The sequence below is a fragment of the Glycomyces sp. MUSA5-2 genome, from assembly GCF_037034145.1.
Taxonomy (GTDB): domain Bacteria; phylum Actinomycetota; class Actinomycetes; order Mycobacteriales; family Micromonosporaceae; genus Glycomyces; species Glycomyces artemisiae.
Window position 1 is genome coordinate 152887 of the sequence record NZ_JBAGKG010000008.1, and the last position, 26934, is coordinate 179820.

The 26934-nt window shown below is 72.3% G+C and carries 27 protein-coding genes; 10 read left to right on the forward strand and 17 right to left on the reverse strand.

Translation table 11 applies throughout. The features are described from left to right. Positions 1 to 11 precede the first annotated feature (11 nt). From WA640_RS23015 to WA640_RS23025, 3 genes are all read left to right on the forward strand, one after another. Positions 12 to 1508, forward strand: a complete 1497-nt coding sequence (locus WA640_RS23015; RefSeq protein WP_335990869.1) for an APC family permease — start codon at positions 12 to 14, stop codon at positions 1506 to 1508. Beyond that, on the forward strand, positions 1498 to 2070 hold the full coding sequence (locus WA640_RS23020) for a GNAT family N-acetyltransferase (protein WP_146148239.1): 573 nt from the start codon (positions 1498 to 1500) through the stop codon (positions 2068 to 2070). The genes WA640_RS23015 and WA640_RS23020 overlap by 11 nt, the downstream gene beginning before the upstream one ends. 144 nt (positions 2071 to 2214) lie before the next feature. Beyond that, on the forward strand, positions 2215 to 3288 hold the full coding sequence (locus WA640_RS23025; RefSeq protein WP_335990871.1) for a cellulose binding domain-containing protein: 1074 nt from the start codon (positions 2215 to 2217) through the stop codon (positions 3286 to 3288). 69 nt (positions 3289 to 3357) lie between these two features. Here the strand turns inward: WA640_RS23025 and WA640_RS23030 are convergent, their stop codons facing one another. Both WA640_RS23030 and WA640_RS23035 read right to left on the reverse strand, forming a co-directional pair. Beyond that, a complete protein-coding gene (locus WA640_RS23030) occupies positions 3358 to 3807 on the reverse strand; it encodes a DUF1269 domain-containing protein (RefSeq protein WP_106366649.1) in 450 nt (149 codons plus the stop codon). Between the two features lie 68 nt (positions 3808 to 3875). Beyond that, a complete protein-coding gene (locus WA640_RS23035; RefSeq protein ID WP_335990872.1) occupies positions 3876 to 5333 on the reverse strand; it encodes a glycoside hydrolase in 1458 nt (485 codons plus the stop codon). 171 nt (positions 5334 to 5504) lie between these two features. Here WA640_RS23035 and WA640_RS23040 point away from each other — a divergent pair, with 171 nt between their 5' ends. Genes WA640_RS23040 through WA640_RS23065 form a run of 6 tightly spaced genes read left to right on the forward strand, consistent with a single transcriptional unit; the run spans position 5505 to position 7859 of the window. Further along, the gene (locus tag WA640_RS23040; protein ID WP_335990873.1) at positions 5505 to 5933 is read left to right on the forward strand and encodes an Asp23/Gls24 family envelope stress response protein; all 429 of its coding nucleotides are present in this window, start codon (positions 5505 to 5507) and stop codon (positions 5931 to 5933) included. Positions 5934 to 5938: 5 nt separating this feature from the next. Continuing rightward, positions 5939 to 6247, forward strand: coding sequence for a hypothetical protein (locus WA640_RS23045; protein ID WP_106366709.1), 309 nt, complete (start codon positions 5939 to 5941; stop codon positions 6245 to 6247). Positions 6248 to 6249: 2 nt separating this feature from the next. Further along, positions 6250 to 6426 (forward strand): hypothetical protein, encoded by a 177-nt coding sequence (locus tag WA640_RS23050; RefSeq protein ID WP_335990874.1) that lies wholly within the window; start codon positions 6250 to 6252, stop codon positions 6424 to 6426. Then, positions 6419 to 6781: a hypothetical protein gene (locus tag WA640_RS23055; RefSeq protein ID WP_106366652.1), complete on the forward strand. Its 363-nt coding sequence runs from the start codon at positions 6419 to 6421 to the stop codon at positions 6779 to 6781. Before WA640_RS23050 ends, WA640_RS23055 begins: the two co-directional genes overlap by 8 nt. Further along, positions 6778 to 7299, forward strand: a complete 522-nt coding sequence (locus WA640_RS23060) for a DUF6286 domain-containing protein (RefSeq protein WP_335990875.1) — start codon at positions 6778 to 6780, stop codon at positions 7297 to 7299. Before WA640_RS23055 ends, WA640_RS23060 begins: the two co-directional genes overlap by 4 nt. After that, positions 7296 to 7859 (forward strand): hypothetical protein, encoded by a 564-nt coding sequence (locus WA640_RS23065; protein ID WP_335990876.1) that lies wholly within the window; start codon positions 7296 to 7298, stop codon positions 7857 to 7859. Before WA640_RS23060 ends, WA640_RS23065 begins: the two co-directional genes overlap by 4 nt. Before the next feature lie 18 nt (positions 7860 to 7877). Here WA640_RS23065 and WA640_RS23070 read toward each other — a convergent pair whose 3' ends face one another. The 3 genes from WA640_RS23070 to WA640_RS23080 all read right to left on the reverse strand — a co-directional run bounded on the left by WA640_RS23070 (position 7878) and on the right by WA640_RS23080 (position 9907). After that, entirely contained in the window at positions 7878 to 8489 is a 612-nt protein-coding gene (locus WA640_RS23070; protein ID WP_335990877.1) for an NAD(P)H oxidoreductase, read from the reverse strand. A 67-nt stretch (positions 8490 to 8556) separates the two neighbouring features. Beyond that, the gene (locus WA640_RS23075; protein WP_335990878.1) at positions 8557 to 9213 is read right to left on the reverse strand and encodes a hypothetical protein; all 657 of its coding nucleotides are present in this window, start codon (positions 9211 to 9213) and stop codon (positions 8557 to 8559) included. Positions 9214 to 9253: 40 nt separating this feature from the next. Next, positions 9254 to 9907, reverse strand: coding sequence for a VOC family protein (locus WA640_RS23080; protein ID WP_181245964.1), 654 nt, complete (start codon positions 9905 to 9907; stop codon positions 9254 to 9256). Positions 9908 to 9983: 76 nt separating this feature from the next. Between WA640_RS23080 and WA640_RS23085 the strand changes: the two genes are divergently transcribed. Further along, the gene (locus tag WA640_RS23085; RefSeq protein WP_335990880.1) at positions 9984 to 10988 is read left to right on the forward strand and encodes an SDR family oxidoreductase; all 1005 of its coding nucleotides are present in this window, start codon (positions 9984 to 9986) and stop codon (positions 10986 to 10988) included. A 30-nt stretch (positions 10989 to 11018) separates the two neighbouring features. Here the strand turns inward: WA640_RS23085 and WA640_RS23090 are convergent, their stop codons facing one another. The 12 genes from WA640_RS23090 to WA640_RS23145 form a co-directional block, all read right to left on the reverse strand. Then, entirely contained in the window at positions 11019 to 12767 is a 1749-nt protein-coding gene (locus tag WA640_RS23090) for a serine hydrolase (RefSeq protein WP_335990883.1), read from the reverse strand. Positions 12768 to 12790: 23 nt separating this feature from the next. Next, a complete protein-coding gene (locus tag WA640_RS23095) occupies positions 12791 to 14056 on the reverse strand; it encodes an exo-beta-N-acetylmuramidase NamZ family protein (RefSeq protein ID WP_335990884.1) in 1266 nt (421 codons plus the stop codon). A gap of 9 nt (positions 14057 to 14065) precedes the next feature. Beyond that, positions 14066 to 15841: a glycoside hydrolase family 3 protein gene (locus WA640_RS23100; protein ID WP_335990885.1), complete on the reverse strand. Its 1776-nt coding sequence runs from the start codon at positions 15839 to 15841 to the stop codon at positions 14066 to 14068. A 135-nt stretch (positions 15842 to 15976) separates the two neighbouring features. Beyond that, positions 15977 to 16885 carry a S66 peptidase family protein gene (locus WA640_RS23105; protein ID WP_335990888.1) on the reverse strand — a complete coding sequence of 303 codons (909 nt, stop codon included), beginning with the start codon at positions 16883 to 16885 and terminating at the stop codon, positions 15977 to 15979. An 11-nt stretch (positions 16886 to 16896) separates the two neighbouring features. Further along, positions 16897 to 18882, reverse strand: a complete 1986-nt coding sequence (locus WA640_RS23110; protein ID WP_335990889.1) for a prolyl oligopeptidase family serine peptidase — start codon at positions 18880 to 18882, stop codon at positions 16897 to 16899. Positions 18883 to 18891: 9 nt separating this feature from the next. After that, positions 18892 to 20184, reverse strand: coding sequence for a M20/M25/M40 family metallo-hydrolase (locus WA640_RS23115; protein ID WP_335990891.1), 1293 nt, complete (start codon positions 20182 to 20184; stop codon positions 18892 to 18894). Continuing rightward, positions 20177 to 21007 carry a M55 family metallopeptidase gene (locus WA640_RS23120; protein ID WP_335990892.1) on the reverse strand — a complete coding sequence of 277 codons (831 nt, stop codon included), beginning with the start codon at positions 21005 to 21007 and terminating at the stop codon, positions 20177 to 20179. The genes WA640_RS23115 and WA640_RS23120 overlap by 8 nt, the downstream gene beginning before the upstream one ends. Then, on the reverse strand, positions 21004 to 22002 hold the full coding sequence (locus WA640_RS23125) for an ABC transporter ATP-binding protein (protein WP_335990893.1): 999 nt from the start codon (positions 22000 to 22002) through the stop codon (positions 21004 to 21006). The genes WA640_RS23120 and WA640_RS23125 overlap by 4 nt, the downstream gene beginning before the upstream one ends. Next, positions 21989 to 22972 (reverse strand): ABC transporter ATP-binding protein, encoded by a 984-nt coding sequence (locus WA640_RS23130; RefSeq protein ID WP_335990894.1) that lies wholly within the window; start codon positions 22970 to 22972, stop codon positions 21989 to 21991. The genes WA640_RS23125 and WA640_RS23130 overlap by 14 nt, the downstream gene beginning before the upstream one ends. Then, positions 22969 to 23880: an ABC transporter permease gene (locus WA640_RS23135; RefSeq protein WP_335990895.1), complete on the reverse strand. Its 912-nt coding sequence runs from the start codon at positions 23878 to 23880 to the stop codon at positions 22969 to 22971. Before WA640_RS23135 ends, WA640_RS23130 begins: the two co-directional genes overlap by 4 nt. Then, positions 23877 to 24920 (reverse strand): ABC transporter permease, encoded by a 1044-nt coding sequence (locus WA640_RS23140; RefSeq protein ID WP_106366668.1) that lies wholly within the window; start codon positions 24918 to 24920, stop codon positions 23877 to 23879. Before WA640_RS23140 ends, WA640_RS23135 begins: the two co-directional genes overlap by 4 nt. Next, positions 24917 to 26743 carry an ABC transporter substrate-binding protein gene (locus WA640_RS23145; protein ID WP_335990896.1) on the reverse strand — a complete coding sequence of 609 codons (1827 nt, stop codon included), beginning with the start codon at positions 26741 to 26743 and terminating at the stop codon, positions 24917 to 24919. The genes WA640_RS23140 and WA640_RS23145 overlap by 4 nt, the downstream gene beginning before the upstream one ends. Positions 26744 to 26934: the final 191 nt, after the last annotated feature.

The following is a 26934-nucleotide window of genomic DNA, read 5'->3' on the forward strand; positions in this document are numbered from 1 at the left end:
GTCACCACCCCATGTCCGCTCCCTCACCTGCGAGCGCGGTCCAGTCCGCTCTGGCCCGCGACAAGCTCGGAACGCTCAGCCTCCTCCACTTCTCGCTCACCGCCGCGACGCCGCTGACCGTGATCGCCGGCGGCGTCGTCGTCATGTTCGCCGTGGCCGGCCAGATCGGCATCCCGCTCGGCTACGTCATCATCGCCGTCTCCCTGTGGCTGTTCAGCATCGGCTACACCGCGATGGCCCGCCACATCGCCAACGCGGGCGCCATGTACGCGTTCGTCGCCCGCGGCCTCGGCCGCGTCCCGGGCGTCGCCGCCGCCTGGGTCGCCGCCACCTCCTACTGCGCCCTCCAGGCCAGCCTGTACGGCCTCCTCGGCATCACCGCGGAGGGCCTGCTCACCCGCGCCGGCCTGGAACTGCCGTGGTGGGTGTGGGCGCTCGTCGCGTGGCTCCTGGTGGGCCTCTTGGGGACCCGCGCGGTCGACATCAACGCGAAGGTCCTCGCGGTGCTCCTCACCGTCGAGGTCGCCGTCATCCTCATGTTCAGCGCCTCGAACTTCGCGCACCCCGCGGACGGCCTGTCGTTCGCCGCGCTCTCGCCGTCCGCGCTCGGCGGCGAGGCCGCCGGGGCCGTGCTCGCGCTCGCGGTCATCGGCTTCATCGGATTCGAGTCGCCCACCGTCTACGGCGAGGAGGCCCGCGACCGCAAGCGGACCGTCGCCCGCGCGACGCTCGCGACGATCGGCATCCTCGCGTTCATCTACATCGCCTCGTCGTGGTCGATCATCACCGCCGTCGGCGACGACAACGTGGTCGCCGCCAGCGCCGACCCCGACCTCATGTTCACCCTCGCCGGGGACCAGCTCGGTTCCGCGTGGGTGACCATCGGCCAGGTCCTGCTGCTCACCTCGGTCACTGCAGCTTCCCTGAGCTTCCACAACACGACCGCGCGGTACCTGTTCGCGCTCGGCCGCGAGCAGGTCGTCTTCTCGTGGCTCGGCCGCACCTCGGTGCGCACGTGCGCGCCCGTGGCCGCCTCCGCGACGCAGACCGTCGTCGGCGGCCTCGTCATCGTCCTGTGGGCCGCGCTCGGCCTCGACCCGCTGGTGCACCTGTTCTACTACCTCGGCACCGCTTCGGGGATCGGCCTCATCGCGCTGATCCTGACGTGCGGCATCGCGGTCCTGGCCTACTTCGCGCGGGATCGGCGCGAGGAGTCCGTGTGGGCCGCGAGGATCGCGCCGGTGCTGGCGGTCCTGGCGATGGCCGGGGTCATGTACCTGTCGGTCGTCCACTTCCACACGCTCCTGGGCGTCGAGAAGGGCTCGCTGCTGCCGAAGCTCGTGCCGATCGTGTTCGCGGTGCTGGCGCTCTTGGGCGCGGGCTGGGGCCTGTTCCTCAAGCGCGCCCGGCCCGAGGTGTACGCGGGGATCGGCCACGGCGCGAAGGCGCCGCTGGTCCAGGCGGCCGAGCGGGCCGCGGTGCCGGTGGGGGCCGCCGGTGAGCGTTAGCGCGTACGGGGCCGTGGCGGCGATGCTCGCCGACGAGTTCAACGAGCTGCCGACGGCCCGGTGGCTCTCGGACGACCCGGAGCAGCGCCGCAAGGCGGTCCGGGGCCAGTTCGAGCTGCTCGTGGAGCACGCCCTCGGGCACGGCGGGGTCGTCACCTCCGGCGACCTCGACGGCGCGGTCGTGTGGTTCGACCACACGTCCGGGGCGCCGCAGATCCCCGACTACGACGAGCGCCTGGCCGCCGCGTGCGGGCCGGTCGTCGACCGGTTCCGGCACCTCGACCGGGTGATGGAGGACCACCACCCCGACGTGCCGCACCACTACGTGGCGCTGGTGGGCGTGCGGGAGGCCAAGCGCGGCAACGGGATCGCCTCGGCGATGTTGCGCCGCCACCACCGCGTGCTCGACCGGGACGGCATCCCCGCGTACCTGGAGGCGGTCTCCCCGGAGACCGCGCGCCTGTACGGGACGCTCGGGTACGAACCGATGGGGGAGCGGTACGGGCTGGAGGACGGCGGGCCGTTCCTCTATCCGATGTGGCGCGAGCCGCAGGCCGCGTGAGACGGCGGCGGGCCTCCGGGCCCGCCGCCGCTCCTACTTGCAAATATTGACACACTTGACTATACAAAGCCTGGTTCGGTATGATCTTCCCATTCGCTCTGGGAGCGCTCCCTCAGTTCCCGGAGTCCGGTGAAGGAGCAACGGATGCGCTTCAGACGCAAGATCACCGCCCTCGCGGCAGCCGCCGCTACGGCCCTCGGCGCCGTGGCGCTGACGCTCGGCCCGGCGGACCTGGCACTCGCCGAGGACGGCTGCGAAGTGGACTACACGATCGTGAGCAGCTGGGGCTCGGGCTTCCAGGCCAACGTCGCGATCACCGCCGGAGAGGCGATCAACGGCTGGGACCTCGAATGGACCTTCCCGTCCGGGACCGCCGTCTCCAGCGCCTGGAACGTCTCGTGGACCCAGAGCGGCCGCGCGTTCTCCGGCTCCGACGTCGGCTGGAACGGCGCGGTCGCCTCCGGCCAGACCCGCGAGGTCTTCGGCTTCATCGGCTCCGGCAGCACCGCCGCCCCCACCGGGGTCTCCATCAACGGCGACCTCTGCGACGGCCAGGTGGACCCGACCGACCCGCCCACCACCGACGACCCGACCGACCCGCCCGGCGAGGCCGTGCGCATCATGCCCCTCGGCGACTCCATCACCGGCAGCCCCGGCTGCTGGCGCGGCAACCTGTGGCAGCTGCTCGACCAGGCCGGGTACGACGTCGACTTCGTCGGCTCGCTCTCCCAGGCCTGCAACCCGGCCGGCTCCGACCCCGACCACGAGGGCCACGGCGGCTTCCTCGTCACCCAGTCGGTGAACAACGGCAGCGTGCGCGGCTGGCTGGAGCAGAACACGCCCGACGTGCTCCTGCTGCACTTCGCCACCAACGACGTCTGGTCCTCGATCCCGCCCGCGACCATCCTCGCCGCTTATACGACCATTGTGGAGGACCTGCGCGAGCTCAACCCGGACGCGGTGATCCTCGCGGCGCAGCTCATCCCGCTCGCGCCGAGCAACTGCGCCGACTGCCCGCAGCGGACGATCGACTTCAACGCCCAGATCCCGGGCTGGGCCGCGGGCCTGTCGACGCCCGAGTCGCCGATCGTCGTGGTCGACCAGCACACCGGCTGGGTCCCCTCGGTCGACACCTACGACGGCGTCCACCCCGACGAGGACGGCTACGTCAAGCTCGCCGCCAACTGGTTCGAGGCCCTCGACCCGATCCTCTCGTAAGCACCCCAACGGCAGCGGCGCCGAGCCCCACCGGGCCCGGCGCCGCTGGCGTCTCACTTGAGCGGGCTGCTATTCGAGAGGATCCTCGATGAGGACGCCGCCGAACTCCGCCAGCGCCTCCACGATGCGGTCGCGCGAGGCGCCCTCTTCGAGGACGAACAGCGCCGCCGCTCCGGGGGTGAGGTGGCGGGCGAGCGCCTTCATCGACTCGTCGTTGATCCCGGTGTCGGTCTGGGCGCCGCCGATCGCGCCCGCCGCAGCGCCCAGCGCCAGGCCCACGAACGGCGCGAACACGAGCAGCCCGATGAGGCCGCCCCACATGCCGCCGACGGCGAAGCCGATGGCGGTGTTGCTGCGGTACTGGCGCAGCCGGATCTTCCCGTCGCGGTTCTCGGCGACGGCCATGTCCCTGATCGTGATGTGCTCGGGCCGCTGGAGTTCCAGGACCCGGTCGCGGGCCGCCTCGGCGGTCCGGGCGTCGGGGTAGGCGAGGACGAAGAGTCGTTCGGGGTAGTCCACGGCTCCGCTCCTTCCGGTCCACTCCAACGTAGGACGCGGAGCCGCGCACCCGCCCCCGAACGCCCGAATCAGCGGCGCACGCCCTCGATCTCGAAGGTCATCACCGTGTTCGCGGGGAACGCCCGCGAGAACCGCTTCGAGGACACGGTCGTGTCGCTGTACCGCGCGTACCGCTCGGACCCGTTCGTCTGCGTCGACCAGCGCACGGCCGTGCCGTTGGGAACCGTGCCGAACGCCGACAGGTCGTAGGTGACGGTCTGCGCCGTCCCGTAGTTCGTGGTGACGATGACGAGCTTCCCCGACGCGGCGTCGTGCGCCGCAACGGTATTGGCCTCGCCGCCGTCGATGATCGTCATGCCGGGGCGGATGTGCCGCGCGTACTGGGCGTACACGAAGTACTTGGTGTTGACCGCGCCGAGCGTCCCGGTTTCGTTGTCGGCCTGGACCAGGCCCCAGCCGCCGCCGTCGAGGACCTGCCAGTAGCACCAGCCGGTCGGGTGGAGCCACCGGAAGTCCAGGTTGATGTTGCGCGCCAAGCGAAGGCCCGTGCCGTCGTTCTCCCCGTACTCGGAGTTCCACAGCCGCTTCCCGGCCCCGTGGACGGCGCTGTACACCGAGTCGCGGCGCCCGCCCTCGTACTGGTAGCCGTGGACGTTGACCTTCGCGACCTTCCCCTTCGCCGAGCTGGTGAGCCCGTTCCAGGTGCTCACGGCCTGGTCGTACAGCGACTCGTCCGAGGCGGTGATCGGCATCCACGACAGGCCGCGCGCGTCCAGCTCGCTGCGCAGGTGGTCGATCACGATCGACTGCGTGGCGACGCTGAAGTGGCAGCCCTCCTGGGTCCCGGTCGCCGTCCACCAGTTCGCGATCGGCTCGTTGAACGGGTCCACGTAGTCGAAGTCGACGCCCCAGTGGTCGTGCGCGTACTTCGCGACCGTCGCCATGTACACCGCGTGCTGCTGTCGGTTCCACGACTGGAGGTTGTCCGCGTTGCCGTCCGCGCCGCCCGAGGGGTTGTGGTTGACGCACATCCACCACATCGGCGAGTTCGAGAACAGCTCGAACAGGTTCGCGCCCCGGTCGCGGGCCTTCCACATGAGGTTGCGCTGCGCGCTGTCGACGTACCAGTCCCAGCTCGCCGAGGCCGGGTCGCTGGAGTTCCAGTCGAGCCAGTACCCGTCCATCTGCCGCGAGCGCATCATGTTCGGCGAGACGATCATCGACTCGCCGTTGATCGAGTTCCACGAGCAGGCGCCCGCGTTGTAGCGAACGATGTTCAGGCCCAGTCCCGGCAGCGAGGCCCCGTTGTACGTCACGTTGTTGCGGGTGAACATGAGGTCGGCGAGGTCGTTCCGGTTCCCGAAGGCCCGGCCCCACCAGCACAGCGAAGTGCCCCAGCCCTCCCAGACGCCCCACGACGTGCCCGGATTGACCGCGGTCGTGTAGTCCGCCCGCGCGACCGAGGGGACCGCGCCCGCGGCAAGTGCCCCCGCGCTGGCGGCGGTGAAGAGTGTGCGACGGCGCATGACGCCCTCCAATACATCGAGATTCTTCGATGATCGCAGCGCTGCCCACGAAAGTCAATTCCTTCGATAAAGCATGAGAAAAAGCGGCCGCGGCCCGGTTCGCCGCTTTTCGCGACAACCGCTTGCGTTCTGTGCGACGGTGGGGGACGACTGCGAAACGGGAGGTCAGCGATGCCGGAGAACACCAAAGCCGAAGACGCCGGGCCGCTCGCGAGCGACCAGGGCAGGACCGTGATCGCCGACCAGGTGGTCGCCAAGATCGCCGGGATCGCCGCGCGCGAAGTCGACGGCATCCACCAGCTCGGCGGCGCCACCGGCCGCGCCGTCGGGGCGCTGCGCGAGCGCATCCCCGGCTCGCGCACCAACTACGGCCAGGGCGTCTCGGTCGAAGTGGGCGAACGCCAGGCCGCCGTCGACCTCGACGTCGTCGCCGAGTACGGCATCGCCATCGCCGACCTCGCCGCGGGCGTGCGCCGCAACATCGTCGACGCCGTCGAGCGCATGACCGGCCTCGAAGTCACCGAAGTCAACATCACCGTCCACGACGTGCACCTCGACGACCCCGACGCCGAGCCCGAAGGCGAGCCGAGGGTCGAGTGAGGACCGTGGCCGCCGAGGACTTCGCCGCGGGCGTCGACGCCATCGCCGACGCCGTCCTCGCCGTGCCCGGCGTGACCGGACTCCACGGTTCGGTTGCCGTCCTCCTTCCCGGCCGCCGCGTCCCGGGCCTGCGGCTCGGCGACACCGACTGCGAAGTCCACGTGACCGTAGCCTGGGGCACCGACATTCCGGCCGCGGCGGACGCGATCCGCGCCGCCGTCGCACCGCTCGCCGAGGACCGGGCCGTCTCGGTCGTCATCGAGGACATCGCCGCAGCGGACGATGCCGATCCCGCTGCGAACAAAGGGGACTGACCATGAAGGCTTCCTTCGCCGGCCTCGTCGCCGGGCTTCTGCTGGCGCTGGCCGTCATCGACGGCGGCTTCACCGGGTTCCTCCTCGCCGTGGTCCTCGGCGCGCTCGGCTTCGCCGTCGCGGGCAAGGCCAGCGGCGAGATCGACCTGTTCGAGCGCTTCCGAGGCCGCCGTGACTGAGGACTTCGCGCTCGCCGACCTCCCCGGCTCCGGCGCCGACCGGCCGCCGGGGGAGCGCGGCAGCCTGCGCCTCGCCGACGCCGCGGTGGCCCGCATCATCGAAGGCGCCGCGCTCGCCTGCGACGGCACCGCCAAATCCAAGCGCCCCAAAGCGAAGGCCACCGTCAAGCACGGCCGGATCTGGGCCCGCCTCGACGTCGGCGTGGCCTGGCCCGGCCCCGTCGCCGCCACGGCCAAGGACCTCGCGGCCCGCGTCCGCGCCGAGACCGCCCGGATCACCGGGTACGACGTGGTCGCGGTCGACGTGGGCGTCCACGTCGTCGACACCCCCGAGCAGACGCGGAGGGTCCGATGAAGCTCCGCGACCCGCGCCGCGGCCCGGCCGCCGCCTGGCCCGCCGTTCTCGGCGCGCTCCTGCTCCTGGCGTTCGCCGCGCTCCTCGCGCAGCACGCCGCCGCCGCGCGCGGCTGGACCGCGAACGCCTCCTGGCTCGGCGAGGCCCTCGCGGCCCTGGACGACCGGCGGCCGTCCGCGTGGGTCCTCGCCGGAGGCGCCGCCGCCGCGCTCCTCGGCCTGTGGTTCCTCGTCGCCGCGTTCCTCCCGGCCCGCCGCTCGCACCTGCACGCCGACGGCCCCGGCGACCTGTGGATCGCGCCCGCCGCGATCGAGGCGGTCGCCGCCGACGCGGCCGAGCGCGCCCCCGGGGTCCTCCACGCCGCCGGCGAGATGCGGCGCCGCCGCCTGCGCGTCAAGGCCCTCCTCGCCCCCGGCCACGAAGCGGCCGTCGCCGACATCCTCGAATCGGTCGGCGCGCGGCTCGGCGGCCTCGGCGAGCTCGAAGTGTCCGTGCAGGCCAAGGAGGGCGCGCGATGAGGCGACCTGCGATCGACCGCCCCGCGGCCGCCGTCCTCGGCCTGCTGCTCCTGGCCGCGGCCGCCGCGGTCCTCGACTGGCGCTTCGACCTCGCCGGGATCTGGACCCGCCTCGACACCGAGCAGGTCCGCGACGTGGTCGACGCGGACTGGTTCGCGTGGGCCGCCCTCGGCGCGGCCGTCGTCCTCGCGGTCCTCGCCCTGTGGTGGCTTCTCGCGCGGCTCCCGCGCCCCGCCGAAGGCCGCCTCGCCCTGTCCTCCACCGGCTCCGACCGGATCGACCTCGACGTGCGCTCAGTGGCGCCGCGGCTGCGCGCCGACCTCGACCGGGCCGCGCCCGTCGACCGGACCGCCAGCCGCCGCACCGCGGTCCGCGGCGGCCAGCTCATCGAACTGCGCACGCACGTCGACCCGCGCGCCGACGGCGAATCCCTCGTCAACGCCGCCGCGGGCATCGCCGAATCGGTGCGCACCGCGTTCCCCGACGGCGAGATCGCGGTGCGCATCCTCGTCGACGGCCCGAAGCGCCCCGGCCGCCGCCGCACGCCCCGCGTCCACTGACCCACGCGTCCACTGGGTTCAGTCGAGCAGCGCGTCCACGGCCGCCTCGGCCTTCGCGAACAGCGCCTCGTAGTGCCGGTCCCGCGCCTCGTCCTCAAGGCCCTGGCCCTCGCTGTGGTACAGCGCGGTCCACTGCGCGTCCGGGATGCCGCAGTACGCCGAGATCCCGACCTTGAGCTGCCCGTCGAGGAGGCCCCGCGTCAGCTCCGACTGCGGGTCGTCCTCCGGCAGGCCCGCGAGCGCGATCCACAGCATCCGCTTGCCCGCCATGGGGGACTTGCTGCGCCCGTACGTCAGCCCGTAGTTCCACACCCGGTCGAACCAGCCCTTGAGGATCGCGGGCAGGCCGAACCACCACACGGGGAACACCGGCACGATGACGTCGGCGGCGTGGACGCGGGCGATGTGGGCGTGGACCTCGTCGCTGTAGCGCTTGTCGCGGTCGCTGTAGTCCGGCTCGTCCGCGACGCTGTTGCGCGGGTCGAAGCCCTCGCGCTCCAGGTCGAGGAGGTCGACGCGGTAGCCGCGGTCGGCGAGCCGCTTCGCGGCCCGCTCGGCGACGGCGGCGGTGAGGGAGCCGGCCCGGTGGTGGCCGACGACGACGAGTGCGGTGGGTTCGGTTTCGCTCATGCGCCAAGTACACCCGCCCGAATGCAGACGGACCATGGCCGAAACCGACCGATGCATGTGCGAGCGTCTACGCCCGGCCCTCGTCCAGGAACCGCTCGCGCTCGGCCCGCCAGTTCACCAGGTACGGCCTCGCGGCGTCGGCCGCGTGCGCCCGCCTGACGGCCCGCGCGGGCTCGGCGAGCGCCTCCGCGACGGCCGCCTCGGCGCGCCACCCGTACGGGTAGGCGAAGGAGGTCCTGACGTGCTCCATCCACATGAGGACCAGGTCCCCGTCGCGCTCCAGGGTCGCGAACGGCCGGCGCGAACCGCGCTCGTGCCGCTCGACCTCCCAGCCGCCGCCCTCGCGCGGCACGGCCGTGAAATCGGGGTCGTACCCCCAGTTCCAGGAGCCGTCGCCGAGGTCCCGGGGCGCGCCGTGGCGGTCCGCGAGGACCGCCGCGAGCGCCGCGGGCGTCCAGGGCGCGGGGAAGTACGTGGCGAGCGCGACCGTCAGCTCCAGCGGCGTCAGGTCCGGCCCGCCTCCGCCGGACCCGCGCCGCCCGCTCCCGAGGGCCTCGGCGAGGACCTTCGCGGCGAGCGACGGCGCGCCGTCGTCGACGAGGGCGACGTGCAGTTGGAGCGCCCGCGTGAAGCGGGTGCGCTCCTCGGCGGTGCCGAAGGGCGGCAGCGGGATCGAGTCGACCGCGGGGCGGCCCCAGGGGACGGAGGCGTCAGTGTTGCTCACCGCTCCGATGGTGCCAGGCCCCTGCGACAACCCGCGTCAGTCAGTCGCGGGTGCCGAGCGTCGACACGCACGCCTCGTTGCCCTCCGGGTCGGCCACGACCCACCAGTGCGGCGACCGGTCGCGCACCAGCACGCCCCCGGCGGCCAGCGCCGCCGCGAGCCGCGCCTCCACCTTCTCGTCGGGCACGAACACGTCGACGTGGATCCGGTTGCGCTGCGGGCGCGGCGCGTCCATCTCCTGGAACCAGAACGACGCGTTGCGCCCCATCGGGTCCACCAGGTCCTCGTCGCCGCGCTCCTCGTAGCCGAGGACGGCCTTCCAGAACCGGATCACCTCCGGGTGCGACATCGCGTCGATCGAGACCTGGACCGACTGGAGCCGTGAGGGGTCCGACTCCAGTCCCAGCCCGTCGGCCACGGCCGAGATGTCCTGGGCGAGTGCGACCTCCCGGGCCGTGAGGCCCCAGAAGTCCGGCTCCACCGCGACGAGCCGGACCGTCACCCCCTCCGACCGCAGGTCGAGGTCCGGCCGGTGCGGTCCGACGCCCGGCAGGTCCGCGACGGCCGCCGCGAACTCGGCGGCCTCCCGCATCGACCCGGTCCTGAAGAACGCGCACGCGCCGTCCCCGACGACCCGCCAGCGGCCGCTCGCGTCGGCCTCCTGGAAGCCCTTCGGGCTCAACATCCCGTCCATCGGGCCACCGTAACCCGCGGGTCCGACACGCGCGCCCGAGTAGGGTGGGAGCGTCGTATACAGAAAGGGGTTTCACGTGAGCGTCAGCGTGCTGTTCATCGGCGGGACCGGCCGGATCTCCACCTCCTGCGTGCGCGAGGCCGTCGCCCAGGGGCTCGACGTCACCGTCCTCAACCGCGGCCGCACCAGCGAGCGCGCCGTCCCCGACGGGACCGAGGTCCTCACCGCCGACGCGGGCGACCCCGCCGCCGTGAAGGCCGTCCTCGGCGACCGGACCTTCGACGCGGTCGTCAACTGGGTCGTGTTCACGCCCGAGCAAGTGCGCCGCGACATCGAGCTGTTCGCGGGCCGCACGGGCCAGTACCTGTTCATCTCCTCGGCGAGCGCCTACCAGACCCCGCCCTCGCATCTGCCGGTCACCGAGTCCACGCCGCTGCGCAACCCGTTCTGGCAGTACTCGCGCGACAAGATCGCCTGCGAGGAGATCCTCACCGCCGCCTACCGCGAAGAGGGCTTCCCCGCCACGATCATCCGGCCCTCCCACACCTACGACGAGACGCTGCTGCCCTTCGACGGCGGCTGGACCGTCGTCGAGCGCATGCGCGCCGGGAAGCCCGTCATCGTCCACGGCGACGGCACGTCCCTGTGGACCATCACGCACGCCCGCGACTTCGCCGTCGGCTTCACCGGGCTCCTCGGCCTCGACGCCGCGATCGGCGAGGCCTTCCACATCACCGGCGACGAGGCCCCCACCTGGAACCAGATCTTCCAGCACGTCGCCGCCGCGGCCGGAGTGGACGAGCCGGACCTCGTCCACGTCCCTTCAGACGCGATCGCCGCCGCCGACCCCGGCTGGGGCCCCGGCCTCCTCGGCGACAAGGCCCACTCGATGGTCTTCGACAACACCAAGGTCAAGCGCCTCGTCCCCGCGTTCGGGCAGCGCACCACGCCCTACAAGCTCGGCGCGCGCGAGGTGGTCGCCTGGTACGACGCCCACCCCGAGCAGCAGGTGGTCGACGCGGAGCGCGACAAGGTCATGGACTGGCTCGCCGACCGCTACGCGCCCCACCCCATGCCGTAGGGGGTACGCGGGGACTCCCGCGCCCCCCGCTCAGTCCCGCGACCTGGTCCAGCCGACCGCCTCGAAGCCGTCGCCCTCCCACAGGACGGCGCGGCCCTCGCGCACCTCGACCCCGTCGACGTACACGCCCCGGCCCTGGTACACCGGGTCGGACGTGTACCGCCAGCGCAACCGGGCCGTGCCGTCCGGGACGACCGCCGTAGCGCTGATCCACTGGCGCCCCGAGTAGCCCGAGAACGCGCCCTCGGTCCGCCAGCAGTGGTCCTCGGTCCGCAGCTCCAGCGGCACCGGCGTCCACGCCGACCCGTCCGGGCTCGCCTCCAGGACCGCCAGATCCGTCGCCTCCGTGTCGTACCAGAGCGAGAACCGCGCGGTTGCGCGGTCGCTCGGCCGCGGCAGCACCGCCGTGAGCGTCGCCGTCGTCGCGTCGGCCTGGCCCGCGTACCACGCGTCGCGCCCCCGCGCGGGCCGCACCGGCACCGCCCGGCCCAGCGGCCGCGAGGCCGCCCGCCGGTAGGCGCTGGCCGTGCCGCGGCTGCGCGTCGGGTGGACCCGGTTCGTCATGAGCACCAGCAGCGTGCCCGCGAGCGGGTCGAGCACGATCGACGTGCCCGTGTACCCCGTGTGCCCCACCGTGATCGGCGAGCTCATCGCGTCCATGTACCAGCGCTGGCCGAGCTGCCAGCCGAGCCCGCGCGCCGCGGCCTCGCCCATCCCGGCGTTCATGTCGGTGAAGACCATGCGCGCGGTGGACTCGGAGAGGATCTCGGCGTCGCCGTAGCGGCCGCCGTTGAGGATCATCTGCCCGAACACCGCCAGGTCCCACGCGGTGGCGAACACGCCCGCGTGCCCGGCGACGCCGCCGAAGGCCCACGCGTTCTCGTCGTGGACCTCACCGTGGACGGTGCCGCGCCCCGTCCACGGCTGGTACTCCGTCGCGGCCGTGCGCATCCGGTCCGCCGGGTTGTACCCGGTGTCCTTGAGCCCCAAGGGCTCGCACACGAACTCGGCGACCAGCTCGGCGAGGCCCTGGCCCGTGGCCCGCTCCAGGACCTTGCCCAGGACGATGAGGTTGAGGTCTGAGTACTCGTAGCCCGACCCGGGGGCGCGGCGCAGCGGCTGCGCGTAGATCGCGGCCATGCGCGCGGCGTCGTCGGGCTTGTCGTACAGGTTGATGAAGGAGATCATCCCGGAGGTGTGCGACAGCAGCATCTCCAGCGTGATGGGGGACTTCGCGGGGTCGGCCGAGTCGAACTCGGGGAGGTAGTCGACGACCGGCAGCTTCAGGTCCACCACGTGGTCGTCGATGAGGCGGCCGGTGACGGTGGCGGTGAACAGCTTCGAGATCGAGGCCAGGTCGTAGACCGTGCCCGTCTCGGCCGGGAGCCGCTCGGCCTCCGGCAGCTCGATCGCGGTCTCGGTCTCCTCGTCCCACCCGGAGTAGCGGAGCCGGTGGCCCCCGGCCTCGTGCAGGACGACCACGCCGCGGCGCGCGGCGAGGACCGTGAACCCGGGGAACGAGGGGGCAGAATCCTCCATATAGGACTTCAGTTGCGGGGTGATGAGGTCGACGTGCGCGGCGGTCAACCGCGCTTCGGAACAAGGCCCGTACCGCAGTTCCAGCGGATGTTCGGGGAAGGTCACATCGTACGGCCCAGCGCTCGGCGGGCCGGTCGGATCGGGCATGGAGGGGCGCTCCTCGGCGTTGGCGCGGGAGCCGAGCGCGAACGCCGACCACAGCGCCCCCGCCGCGCCCCCGAGCATGGTTCGACGCTGCATCGTGTCTCCTGGTTATCGTGCCATCACTGAGCGGTGCTGCGATAGAGCAAGTACGACTCTCTTTGCTCGGAAAACGCATCCAATTCATCGGCCCACAGCGCCGTGACCTCGTCGACGTCCGCCCCGGCCTCCACCGCGAGTCGCACCGCCTGGTTCCCGGTGAGCTTGTCCAGCCAGAACGACGTCACGTCCTGTGACCGCCAGCCGTACTGCGGGAAGACCCGCCGCTGCGCGATGATCATCGCCAGCGCCGTCCTGATCGGATCGAATTCATCCCTTCGGGTGACTTGCAGCTCCACGCCTCCGCAGACCTTTCCCGACCATTTCGAGAAAGTAGGGGTGAAATACGCTTCGCGGAAACGAGCGCCCGGCAGCCCCTCCAGCGCCTCCGACCACTCGTGGTCGATCTCCGGCGCCCCGAGGAACTCGAACGGCTTCGTCGTGCCCCGCCCCTCCGACAGCGCCGTCGCCTCGAACAGGCACGTCCCCGGGTACGCCACCGCCGTCGCCACCGTCGGCATGTTCGGCGACGGCGGCACCCACGGCAGCCCCGTCTCCTCGAAGTACATGCCCCGGCGCCACCGCTCCATCTTCACCACGGTCAGGTCGACCGCGCCGCCGAGGAACTCGCCGTTGAACAGCCGCGCCAGCTCGCCCACGGTCATCCCGTGCCGCTGCGCGATCGGCTTGAGCCCCACGAACGTCGCGTGCTCGGGGTGGAGCACCGGCCCGCTCGCGGCCAGCGCCGACCCCGGGTTCGGCCGGTCGAGGACCACGAACCGCAGGCCCAGCTGCCCCGCGGCCTCCATCGCGAGGTACATGGTCCAGATGTACGTGTAGAACCGCGCCCCCACGTCCTGGATGTCGAAGACCACCGTCTCGATCCCGGTCTCGGCGAACACCTCCGCCATCCGGTCCATGTCGTTGTACGCGTTGTACACCGGCAGCCCGGTCTTCGCGTCGAGGAAGAAGTCCTCGCCCTCCCCGGCCTGCGAGACGCCGCGGAAGCCGTGCTCGGGCCCGAAGACCGCCGCGATGTCGACCTTCCCGCTCCCGTGCATGAGGTCCACTTCGTGGCTCAGATCCGGGAGGACCCCGGTGGGGTTCGAGATGACGCCGACGCGCTGGCCCGCGAGCTCGCGGAAGTCGCTGCGGGCCAGGACTTCGACGCCGGTCCGGACGGCGCGTCCGCCGCGGGCGGCGGCGGGGGCGGCGGTCGCGAGGGCCGCGGCGACCCCGGCCGCTGCGCCGCTCACAACCGCGCCGCCGATGACTGTCCTGCGTTTCATGCGGTGCTCCTAGTAGCTCAGGCCGTGGCCGAAGGGGAACAGGACGCCGGCGCCGTCGGCGGTGGGGATGTCGACGGGGAGCCGCCCGGCGGGGTTCACCGAGCCGAGGATCGCGTGGACGGCCGATTCGAGGCCGTCGAGCGAGTACGAGTAGGTGGCGAGGTAGGCGTTCGGGTGGTCGCCGAGCCAGGCGATGTCGTAGGGGTTCTGGACGGCGAGGGCGACGACGGGGACGCCGGTGCCCGCGAGCGCCTCGACCAGCGCGACTTGGCTCGGGTTGAGCTTGGTGTTGTTGGTGGACACGACGATGAGGCCCTTGCCCGCGGCGGCGGCGACGGCCGCGTCGATCTGCGCCTGCGTGGGCGCGGCGCCCGTGACGAGGCTCGTCTGGCTCCACCCGCGGTTGCCGAACTCGGTCGCGAGCCGCGCCACGGTGGTGACGCCCCACCCGGTGACGAGCACCGAGCCGCCGTCGGTCGGCACCGGCAAGGTCCCGTCGTTCGTGACGAGGGTCGTGGTCCGGTCCGAGAGCGCCTGCGCCGCTTCGAGGCTCGCGGGAATGCCCACCACGTCGTCCACGCGCTCGGGGTCGGCGTAGGGGTCGCCGAAGAGCCCGAGGCGGTACTTCAGGCCGAGGATGCGGGTCACCGACTCGTCGATGCGCTTCTCGGTGAGTTCGCCGCCGTCGACGGCGGCGAGTACGGCGTTGTACGCGATGTCGATGTGCTCCGGCATGAGCAGGATGTCGGCGCCCGCGATGAGCGCGAGCACGGGGATGCGGTCGTCGCCGTAGCCGTTGCGCACGCCCTCCATGCGCAGCGAGTCGGTGATGACGACCCCGTCGTAGCCGAGTTCGTCGCGCAGCAGCCCGGTGAGGATCTCCTCCGAGAGCGTCGCGGGCCGCAGCGACGCGTCGAGCGCCGGGAACTGGATGTGCGCGGTCATGATCAGGTCCACGCCGGACTCGATCGCGGCGCGGAACGGCGGGGCGTCGATCTCGCGCCACTCCTCGTAGGTGTGGTCGATCTGCGGCAGCTCGGAGTGGCTGTCGTCCTCGGTGTCGCCGTGCCCGGGGAAGTGCTTGACGGTGGCGGCGAGGTCGCCGCGGGCCTGGTAGCCCTCGACCTGCGCGGCGACGAACGCGGCGACGTGCTCGCCGTCGGACCCGAAGGAGCGCACGCCGATCACGGGGTTCGCGGGGTTGACGTTGACGTCGGCGTCGGGCGCGAAGTTCTGGTTGAGCCCCATGGCGCGCAGCTCGGTCCCGGCGATGACGGCCGCGGCGCGGGCGGCCTCGGGGTCGTGCGTGGCGCCGAGCGCCATCGCGCCGGGCAGCTGCGTCGCGGGCGGACCGATGCGGGTGACGAGGCCGTGCTCCTGGTCGGTGGCGATGAACAGGGGCGTCCCGCATCCGGCGAGGGCCGCGTCCTGGAGCCCGTTGGAGAGCGCGGTGATCTGGTCGGGGTTCGCGACGTTGTTCGACCAGGCGAAGTAGATGATGCCGCCGAGGTGGTACTTGCGGATGAGCGCGGCGGCGTTGTCGACGCCGTGCGCGGTCTGATTGCTCGCGACGTCGGCGGCCGCGGTGGTGTCGGCGGTCTGCCCGTACGCGTAGGTGGTGAAGAGCTGGCCGACCTTCTGCTCCAGGCTCATGGCCTTGAGGCGGCGCTTGACGAACCGGCGCTCGGCGCTGCCGCCGTGCGCTTGCGCGGTTCCGGCGGCGGCGGTCGCCGCGGCCGCGCCGAGGGCGGCGGCGAGCACGGTCCGGCGGGGATGCGTCTGCATGTGAGCGACTCCAGTCTGTGCGGGGTCCGGGCGGTCCCTTTTCGACGGGTAGGCCCGATCCGCTCATCCTGGCAGAAAACTTCATGTAAAGGCAAGACTACGGAGAGAATTTTCAAAATAGTGCGCCGGGCGCGGTCAGGCCAGCGCCGGGACTCCGAAGTGGAGCGTCCCGGCGTCGGCGTCCAGCGTCGCCTTGAGGCCCAACGGGATCGTGAGCGACGGGTTGCAGTGCCCGAACCCGAACTCCTCCACCACGGGGATGGACAGGCCCGCGAGCTGGTCCGCGAGCACCTCGCGCACCTCCTCGTACGGCCCGCAGTCGGCCCACGAGCCGAGGACGATCCCGGCGAGGCCGTCGAACCACCCGGCGCGGCGCAGCTGCGTCAGGGCCCGGTCGATCCGATAGGGCTCCTCGCCGATGTCTTCGAGGAGCAGCAGGCCGCCCGCGACGTCGGCGCGGTGGTCGGGCGTGCCGATCCCGGAGGCCAGGAGGGTCAGCGTCCCGCCGACGGTGATCCCGGTGGCGGTGCCGCCGTTCATGGTCCGCGCCGTGGACGACGCGATCTTCTGGACCCGCTCGGGTTCGAACAGGGTCTGTCGCAGGTGCTCCTGCATCCCCGCGTCGCCGGTGAAGGCCGTCCACGTCGGCATGGGCCCGTGGACCGTGGCCTGGCCGAGGTTGATGGCGATGGCCTCGTGGAGCGCGGTCATGTCGCTGAACCCGATGAACGCCTTCGGCCCGGCGCCGCGCAGCCGCTCCCAGTCGACGAGGTCGATCATCCGCTGCGACCCGTACCCGCCGCGCGCGGCGAACACGGCCGCGATCCGCGGGTCGAGCCACGCGTCCTGGAAGTCCCCGGCCCGGTCGAGGTCGAGCCCGGCGAACAGGCCGGTCCGGGCCGCCGCGTGCGGCATGATTACCGGCTCCAGGCCCCACGAGCGCAGGACCGCCAGCCCAGCGTCGATCCGCTCGCCGGGGGAGGGGCTCGCGGGGGAGACGACGGCGACCCGGTCGCCGGGGACGAGGCGCCGCGGGCGGCGCAACGGCGTGAGGCTCAAGGCTTCAGCCCCAGCTCGAAGTCCGGCCCGGCGAAGCCGAACACCTCGGCGTACAGGGCGTGCTCGGCGAGCACCGCGTCCTCGATGGTCCCGGCGCGGCGGAACCCGTGCTGCTCGCCCTCGTAGGTCCGGTAGGCGTGCGGAATCCCTTTGCCCTGCACGCGCTCCAGGAGCTTCTCGGCCTGCGCGGGCGGGCAGATCTCGTCCTCCAGGCCCTGGAGGAGCAGGAACGGGACGCCGATCCGGTCGGCGTGGTGCACGGGGGACCGCTCCAGCGAGCGCTCCTCCAGGACCTCGGGCGGGCCGACCATCGAGTACACGTACTGGGACTCGAAGTCGTGCGTCTCGTCCCCGGTCCAGCCCGAGAGGTCCAGGATCGGGTACTTGACGACCGCGCACGCGTAGACCCCTGCGGCCGCAGGCGAGGTGAGCGACGCCGCGGAGGTCCAGCCCCCGGCGCTGCCGCCGCGGATCGCGATCCGCGCCGGGTCGGCCAGGCCCTCGGCGGCGAGCGCGCGGGCGACCGCCGCGCAGTCCTCCACGTCCACTTCGCCCCAGCGCTCGCGCAGCCGCTCGCGGTAGGCGCGGCCGTAGCCGGTGGACCCGCCGTAGTTGACCTCGACGACGCCGATGCCGCGGGAGGTGAAGTACGCCAGCTCCATGTCGAGCACGGCCCGCACGTGGCTGGTGGGCCCGCCGTGGACCCACACCGCGTACGGCGGCGCTTCGCCTTCGGGCCCTTCGAATTCGGGGTTGCGCGGCGGGTACACGTGGGCGTGCACGTCGCGCCCGTCCGGGCCGGTGAACGTGCGGTGCTCGGGGACCGGCAGATACGCGGGGTCCACTTTGGCCTCGTGCGCGGCGGCCACGACTTTGGCGGCGCCGCTGCGCGTGTCGACTTCCACGACCTCGTAGCCCGAGTGCGGGCCCGCGGCCAGGCCGTACACGTGGTCGTCCGCGGCGGCGAGGCCCGGCGCCCAGTCGGTCCAGGGCCCCTCGACGGGGCTCAGCCGCCGCTCCCACGCGTCGAAGACCCCGAGGCGGCTCTCGCCCCTGCCGTGGATCGCGGCGATGTCGCCGCTGGCGAGGATCTGGAACCACGTCGACCCGGGCGTCCACAGGGGCCCGGCGAACTCGGACTCGGCCTCGTGGACCGGGCCGCGCTCCCCGGTGTGCGGGTCGACCCAGTGGAGGTTCCACCAGCCCGTCCTGTCCCCGGCGAACACGAGCGTCTCGTCCCGGGACCACTCGACCTGTGCGATCGACTCCCCGTCGCCCCCGGCCACGGTGCGCACCCCGGACAGCACCGGGTCGTCCTCGCCGACGATCTCGGCGACGCGCAGTTCGGTCTCGTCCCAGGGCATGTGCGGGTGGTTCCAGGCGATCCACGCGAGCGCCGACCCCGAGGGGCTCACCCGCGGGCCGGCGAGGAACCGGTACGAGTCGTCGGTCAGCTCCCGCACCCGCGCGTCGTCCCCGTACCTCGTCAGGTCCACGCTGGCGATGACGCGGCGCACGTCCGTGGGGCCGGGCCCGGTGTGCTCCTCCAGGACCGCCCACGCCTCGTACCGCTCCAGGTCCACCACGGGCTCCGACCAGCGCAGCGCGCCGGGGAACGCCGGGGCCGGGCTGACCGGCAGCGGGTCGCGCCACCGGTCCGGTTCGAATACGTACAGCCGCTGGTCCTCGTAGTTGGTGAACACGATGACGGGGCTGCCGTCCTCGCCGATCGCGCCCGCCCACGGGCGGCCCCCGTACTCGTGGACCCGGTTGCGCGCGTTCCACGGCGCGGGCAGGACCGACTCCACGGCCCCGTCGGCGGTGCGGCGCATGAGCGCGCGCCTGCCGCCCTCGTCGGGCCGCGGCTCGGTCCACCACAGCTCGTCCCCGACCGCGCCGAGGAAGCCCGGTCGCCCGTCGGACTCGGCGACCAGCGCGGTGCCGATCGGGGACTCCCAAGCGCCGTAAGGGGCTCGCTTCACATCCGTCTCCTAAGCGTTCAGCAGGAAGTCGTCCAGGACCCGCAGGCCGAACCGCAGCCCCTCCACGGGGACGCGCTCGTCCACGCCGTGCGCCAGTGTCCCGTACCCGAACTCGGGCGGCAGCGCCAGCGGCGAGAACCCGTAGCCGGTGATCCCCAGCCGCGAGAACTCCTTCGCGTCCGTCCCGCCCGACATGCAGAACGGCACCGGGTGGCCCTCGGGGTCGTGCTTGAGGATCGCGGCCCGCATCGCCGCGAAGACCGGCGAGTCCACGGGCGCGGCGAGCGACCGGGACCGGTGCGCGTACCGCCACTGCACGTCCGGGCCGCACAGCCCGTCCATCGTCGCCTCGAACTCGGCCTCGCCGCCAGGCACCACCCGGCCGTCCACTTCGGCGCGCGCGTGCTCGGGGATCACGTTGACCTTGTAGCCCGCTTCGAGGACCGTCGGGTTCGCGCTGTTGCGCAGCGTCGACTCCACGAGCTGCGCGGCCGGGCCGAGCCCGCTCAGGTCCTCGTAGTCAGGCGCGACGCCGTGCAGCGCCGCGAGCTCGGCGACCGCGGCCTCCACCACGGGCGTGACCCGCAGCGGCCATTCGTGCGCGCCGATCCGCGCGACCGCCGCCGCCAGCTTGCTCACCGCGTTGTCGGGGTTGCGCTTCGATCCGTGCCCGGCCCGGCCGCGGGCCGTCAGTTCCAGCCAGGCCGTGCCGCGCTCGCCCGCCGCGATCGGGTAGATCCGCATTCCATTGCTGTGGAACGTGAACCCGCCGGACTCCGAGATCCCCTCGGTGCAGCCCTCGAACTTCTCAGCGTGCTCCTCGGCGAGGTACCGGGACCCGTAGTCCGCCTCGGCCTCCTCGTCGGCGACGAACGCGAACACGATCGACCGCCGCGGCCGCAGGCCTTCGCGCGCCCACGACCGCACGGCCGCGAGCATCATCGCATCCATACTTTTCATGTCGATCGCCCCGCGGCCCCAGAGCATCCCGTCCGCATCGATCTCCCCGCCGAACGGGTCCACCGACCAGTCCGCGGCCGCCGCGGGCACCACGTCCAGGTGGCCGTGCACGAGCAGCGCCGGGGCTTGCGGATCCGTCCCCTCCAGGCGCGCAACCACATTGGACCGGTTCGGGGCCTTCTCCAGGATCACCGGCTCTAGGCCCGCTTCGGCGAGCCGCTCGGCCGCGAACTCCGCCGCCGCCCGCTCGTTCCCGTCCCCGCCGCCCAGGTTCGTCGTGTCGAACCGGATCAGGTCCCGCGTGAACGCGACGACCTCCTCCAGCGCCTGCGCATCAGCCATACTGCTCCTCCATCGCCGCGCTCGCCAGGGTCGTGACCGCCTTGAAGCAGCGGATCGCCTCGTACATCGTCGCCGACTCGTACCCGATCCGCCGCTCCCCGCACACTGCCACGCCCGGGATCACGGTCGCCGCCCGCGCCAGGTGGTCGGCGTCGAACTCGACCTCCACCCGGTGCGGACCCACCACGGGCTCGTGCCGGACCGCCAGCGCCGCCGCCGCGGCCGCCCCGGCACTGATCGCCTCGGCGGTCACCTCAGGCGGGTCGCACCGCGCCGCGTACCGCGACACGCACTCCTTCACCGCCACGCCGACCGCCTCGGGCGCATAGCCCTCCGCGTCCTCCACGGCCTTGTCGTCGCCGATCACCATGATCACCGGCACCCCGAACTCGGCCGCAACGGCCGCGTTCAGACGCCCCTCGCTCGCGCGCACCCCGTCGAGCCACACGCCCGTCACCGTGTTCGCCAGGTACGTGTGCGCGAGCACCCCTTCGGCGCCCGCGCCTGCGTGGTACCCGAGGAACACCACGCCGTCCACGTCCCCGTGCTGCACGCCCTCCATCATCGAGAGGTCCTTGTGCCGCCCCGTGATCATCGTCGCCCGCGCATCGAGGCGCTCCAGCAGCAGGTTCCGCATCGACCAGTGCGCCTCGTTCACCACCACGGCGTCCGCGCCGCTCATGAACAGGCCCCGCACCGCCGCGTTCACGTCCCCGGTGAACACCGGCCGCATCCGCTCCCAGCCCGGCCCGCCCGGCAGCACGTCCTCCGGGCACGTCACGCCCGTGGCGCCCTCCATGTCGGCGCTGATGAGGATCTTCACACCGACATCCTCGCAGGGTCGCGCAGCGCCCGGTCGAGGTGGCACGCAACGAGATGCGGCTCCGCGTCCGGCCCCAGCACCGCCGGGTCCACGCCCTCGCACTGATCCAGGACCTTCAGCGCGTTCCCCGCCGCCACCTCCTGGCACCGCGGCCGGAACCGGCACCCGCCCGGAATCCGCGACGCGTCCGGCAGCTCGCCCGCCAGCACCACCGGCTCCGCCACAGGGGAGTCCGGCAGCACCGACACCAATGCCCGCGTGTACGGGTGCCGCGGCTCGGTGAGCACCTGCTCCACCGGCCCCTGCTCCACGATCCGCCCCAGGTACATGATCGCGATCCGGTCCGCGATGCTCCACGCCAGACCCAGGTCGTGCGTGATCACCAGCGCCCCGAGCCCCGCGTCCTCCTTGAGTCGCAGCAGGAGCGACAGGATCTCCCCGCGCACCGACGCGTCCAGCGACGCCACCGGCTCGTCCGCCACCAGGATGCTCGGCTCCAGCACCAGCGCCCCCGCGATCACCACGCGCTGGCGCTGCCCGCCCGACAGCTCGTGCGGGTACGCCAGGAAGAACCGCTCCGGCGGCCGCAGGCCCGCCCGCGACAGCGCCTCGGCCACCCGGCCCGGCTCGTCATCGGTGATCCCGTGGATGCGCAGGCCCTCCGCCACGGCGTCGTACACCGTGTGCCGCGGGTTCAGCGCCCCCGACGGGTCCTGGAGCACCAGCTGCACCTGCCGCCGGTACGCCTTCAGCGCCTTCGTCGACCGCCCCAGCGGCACATTGCCGAAGGCGACTTCACCCCCCGTGGCACGCTCCAGACCCAGGAGCGTGCGCGCCAATGTGGTCTTCCCGCAGCCGGACTCGCCCGCCAGCGCCACGATCTCACCCGGCGCCACATCAAGGTCCACGCCGTCCACCGCGCGCGCGACCCGCCCGCCCGGCAGCCCGAACTCGACCCGCAGGCCCCGCGCCGTCAGCACCTTATCCGAGGACAACGGGCTCCCCCTCCTGCGCCACGAAGCACGCGGACCACCGCGCGCCCTCCACTTCCAGCAGCTCCGGCGACGCCTCGCCGCACCGCTCCACCGCCACCGCGCACCGCGGCCGGAACGAGCAGCCCTCCGGCAGCCGCCCCGGGTCCGGCGGATCGCCCGCCAGCCCGCCCGGATTGCGCCGCGACGCCGGGTCCCCGATCACCGGGAACGCCGCGCCCAGCGCCGCCGAGTACGGATGCCGCGCCCGCGCGAACACCTCGTGCGCCGGACCCTGCTCGACCACCTTGCCCGCGTACATCACCGCGGCCGTGTCGCACGTCGCGGAGAGCACCGACAGGTCGTGGGAGATCATCACCAGCCCCACCCCGCGCTCCTTCACCAGGCCCGAGATCAATTGCAGCACCTGCGCCTGCACCATCACGTCGAGCGCCGTCGTCGCCTCGTCGGCGATGATCAGATCCGGGTCGCACGCCAGCGCCATCGCGATCATCACCCGCTGCCGCTGGCCGCCCGACAGCTCGTGCGGGAAGCTCCGCGCCCGCGACGGCGGCAGGCCGACGCGCTCCAGCAGCGCCTCCGTCCGCTTCGCGGCCTTCGCCGCGCTCAAGTCCTTGTCGTGCACCAGCATCGGCTCGGCCACCTGCCGCCCGATCCGCTGCACCGCGTTCAGCGAGTGCATCGCCCCCTGGAACACGATCGACGCGCCCGTCCACCGCACCGCCCGCAGCCGGCCCCACCCCATCGTGAGCAGGTCCTCCCCGTCGAGCAGGATCTCCCCGGACACCTCCGCGGACTTCGGCAGCAGCCGCAGCACCGCCATCGCCAGCGTCGACTTCCCGCACCCCGACTCGCCCGCGACCCCGAGCACCTGCCCGGCCTCCAGCGCCAAGTCCACGCCGCGCACGGCCGGGACCCGGCCGCGCGACCCGGTGTACGTGACGTGCACGTCCCGGAACTCCAAGAGCGTCATCCCTGCTCCCCTCGCAGCCTCGGGTTGAACACAGCCTCAAGGGCCCGCCCGCACATCATGAACGCGAGCACCACCAGCAGGATCGCCAGGCCCGGCGGCAGCAGGTACCACCACGCGTGCGCCGACACCGCCCCGTTGTCGCTGGCGCGGTTGAGGATCGAGCCCCACGACACCACGTTCGGGTCGCCCAGGCCGAGCCACGCGAGCGAGGACTCCATGAGGATCGCCGAGGGCACCAGCAGCGTCGCGCTGGCGAGCACGAGCGGCAGCACATTCGGCAAGATGTGTTTCGTCATCTGGTGCCAGTGCCCGGCGCCGAGCGCCCTGGCGCGCTCCAGGTACGGCCGGGCCTGGACGGTGAGCGTCTGGGCCCGCACGAGCCTCGTCGTACCGGACCAGGAGACGAGCGCGATGACGAGGATCGTGGTCCCCATGCTGCGGCCCAGGACCGCGAGGAGCGCGATGGCGACGACGAGGCTGGGGAGCACCATGAACCAGTCGGAGATCCGCAGCGCGAACCAGCCGTAGGCGCCGCCGATGTGGCCGCTGGTGACGCCGACGGCGGTGCCGATGAGGATCGCGACCACCGTCGCGGTGAGTCCGATGAGGAGCGACAGCCGCGAGCCCCACAGCGTGAGCGCGAGGACCGAGCGGCCCACTTCGTCGGTGCCGAGCGGGAACTCCGCGCTCGGGGGCTCCATGCGCCCGCCGGTGGCCTGCGTGACGCTGAGCGCGGACTCGTCGATGAGGACCGGTGCGGCGAGCGCGAGGACCACGATGGCGCCCAGGAGGACCAGGCCGACCATGCCGGTCCGCTGGGCCCGGTACGCGGCCCACGACCGCGCGAAGGACTGCCGCCGCCGGGCCCATGCGAGGGCCCGCGGGGAGGTGGTGGTGGATGCCGTCATGACTTCCGAATCCGTGGGTCGATGAACCAGTAGAGGATCTCGGCGGCGAGCACCGCGAGGATGGTCGAGGCCGAGAACAGCACGAACAGCGCTTGCAGCACGGGCCGGTCGGGGTAGAAGATCGCCTGCACGAACAGGCTTCCGAGCCCCGGCCAGGAGAAGACCGCCTCGGTGACGATGGAGCCGTTGACGACCCCGCCGATCGCGAGGAACACGAGCGTCACCGTCGGCAGCAGCGCGTTCGGCACGGCGTGCCTGTCGCGCACCTCGTCGTCGCGCAGGCCCTTGGCCCGCGCGGTGGTGAGGTAGTCCGAGCCGATCTCGTCCAAGATGGAGGAGCGCATGATCATGAGGTACCCGGCGTAGACCACGGCCGTGTACGTGAGGACCGGCAGCACCAGGTGGTGCCCGATGTCGAGCGCCTGCGACCAGAAGTCCGGCGGCGTGCTCGGCGAGCGCATCCCGTTGACCGGGAACAGCCCCATGTACCTGGCGAAGACCAGGATCACGATCATGCCGAGCCAGAACGTGGGCGCCGAGTACAGCAGCAGCCCGGTCCCGACGTGGGCGCGGTCGTACCGGCTGCCCTGCCGCCAGCCCGAGCGCGTCCCGATCCACAGCCCCAGGACCACCGCGAGCACCATGCCGGTGCCCGAGAGCAGGAGCGTGGCCGGGAGCCGCTCGACGATGAGGTCGAAGATCGGGCGCCGGTACTGGAACGAGTCGCCCAGGTCCATCGTGAGCGTCCCGGTGATGTAGTCCCAGAACTGCTTCACCATGGGCTGGTCGAGGCCCATCTCGGCGCGCATCGCGGCCCGCTGCTCGGGGGAGACCGGCCGCTCGCGGGTGAGCTGGTCGATCGGGTCGCCGCCGATGAGCCGGAAGATGAAGAACGACGAGAACAGCACGAGCAGGAGCGACACGGCCGCGCCGCCGACGTGCTTGAGCAGGTAGCGCCCGAAGCCCGAGGACGTGCGCCGCGCGCGCCGCCCCGCGGGCGGGGCCGCAGCCCCGCCCGCGGGAGGTGGCACTTCGGTCATTCGCGCTCGTCCGCGGTGCTCTTGCGCCGCATCGCGAACCAGATGCCGCCCGCCACGACCACGACCACCGCCGCGCCGACGGTGATCCACACCCACACCGGGACGCCCGACTCCTCGGTCGCCCCCGCCGGCTGCGCCGTGTAGTACGACCACGTGAAGCCCTGCTGGCCGGTGACCATGCCGCCCTCCGAGGGCTGCGTCGTCATGCCGGTGATCCGGTCGTGGTTGTACGCCTCCATGACGTTCTGGTAGTACAGGTAGATCACGGGCGTGTCCGCGTACATGAGCGCCTGCTGCTGCTTGACGAGCTCGGCGCGCGCGTCCGGGTCGGACTCGACCTTCTGCTGCTCGTGGAGCGCGTCGAACTCCGGGTTGCAGTAGTTGTTCTCGCTGGAGCGCTCGGTGCCGTCGGTGAGCGTCGGCAGGACCGCGCACGTGTGCATGCCCAGCTGCTCGGTCGGGTTGGGGCCCACGCCCCAGCCGGAGAACGCGATGTCGAACTCGCCCAGGTAGGCCAGGTCGTTCAGCGCGGACTGCTCGATCGCCTCGGGCACGACCTCGATGCCGATCTCGGCCCACCACTCGGTCGCGAACTGCGCGATCGTGGCGTACGCGGTGTTGTCGGCGTGCTGGTAGAACCGGAAGCTCAGCGGCTGCCCGGTCTCCGGCATGGTCCGGATCCCGTCGTCGCCGCGCACGTAGCCCGCCTCGTCGAGCAGGGCGTTCGCGCCCTCGATGTCGAACTCGACGAGCTGGTCGCCGCCGTCCCAGTGGTACTGCTCGAAGATCGCCGGGATGATCCCGACCGCCGGGGTCCCCGAGCCGTCGAGCACGGTGTCCACGAGCGCCTGCTTGTCGAGCGCCATGTGCAGCGCCTGCCGCACGACCGGGTCCTTGAGCGCGGGATGCCCGTCGCCGAACTCGGTGCCGTCCTGGGTCACCGAGTTGTAGTTCAGGGTCAGCGAGACGTACCGGCGGCCCTCCACGTCGTTGACGGTGACGTGGTCCTGCGACGCGAGCGCCTCGGTCTGGGCCGGGTTCAGGCCGCCCATCCCGTTGCCCACGATGTCGACCTCGCCGGCCTCCAGCGCGGCCACGGCCGCGTCGGTCTCGGTGTAGTAGTCGTAGACGACCTCGTCGAAGCCGGGCGCGCCCTCCCAGTAGGACTCGTTGGCCTCCAGGCGGATGAACTCGTCGGTCTGGTACTCGGTCACCTGGAACGGGCCCGAGCCCACCAGCGGGAGCTGGTTCGCGTCGTCGGCCGACGGGTCGGCGTACGTCGACCAGACGTGCTCGGGGACGATGTAGACCTCGCGCGTGAGCACGTCCCACGGGGACGGCTCGGCGAGGGTGAGCACGAACGTCGTCTCGTCGGTGGCCTCCGCGGAGACGAGGTTCCCCGCGAAGTCGATGTTCCAGTCGTGGATCGCCTGGTTCTCGATGAGCAGGCCGTACGTGTACGCCACGTCCTCGGCCGTCAGCGGCTCGCCGTCCGACCAGGTCGCGCCGTCGCGGATCGTGAACGTCCAGGTGAGACCGTCCTCGGACTCCTCCCACTCGGTCGCCAGGCCCGGCTCGGGCTCGTAGTCCGCGCCGATGCGCACGAGCGTCTCGTACGTCATCATGCTCGTCTCGTACGTGATGACGAACCGCCGCTTGAACGGGTTGAAGGTGTCGACCTCCTGGTTCGTGGCGATGAGCAGGGTGTCCTTGTCCTCCTCTTGGGCCGCCGCGCCGGGCGCGGCGACGGCCAGCGCTCCGGCCGACATCAGGAGCGCGGCCGCGGCGGCCAGGAGCCGCCGCGTCAGGGCATGGGGATTCATGGGGTGCAGGTCCTCGCATTCGGTTCCGGGCGCCTGGGGCTCTCCCGCGGACGCGGTGCCCTGCGGGCCCTCAGGGTATCGGACAGCATGACGGAACTCTTCTTGACTTGTCAACGATGTGAAGAAAGTTTTCATTGCTGCAACATGGGGCGAACGCGAACTCCCGCGAACCACCCGAGTGGACGGCGCGT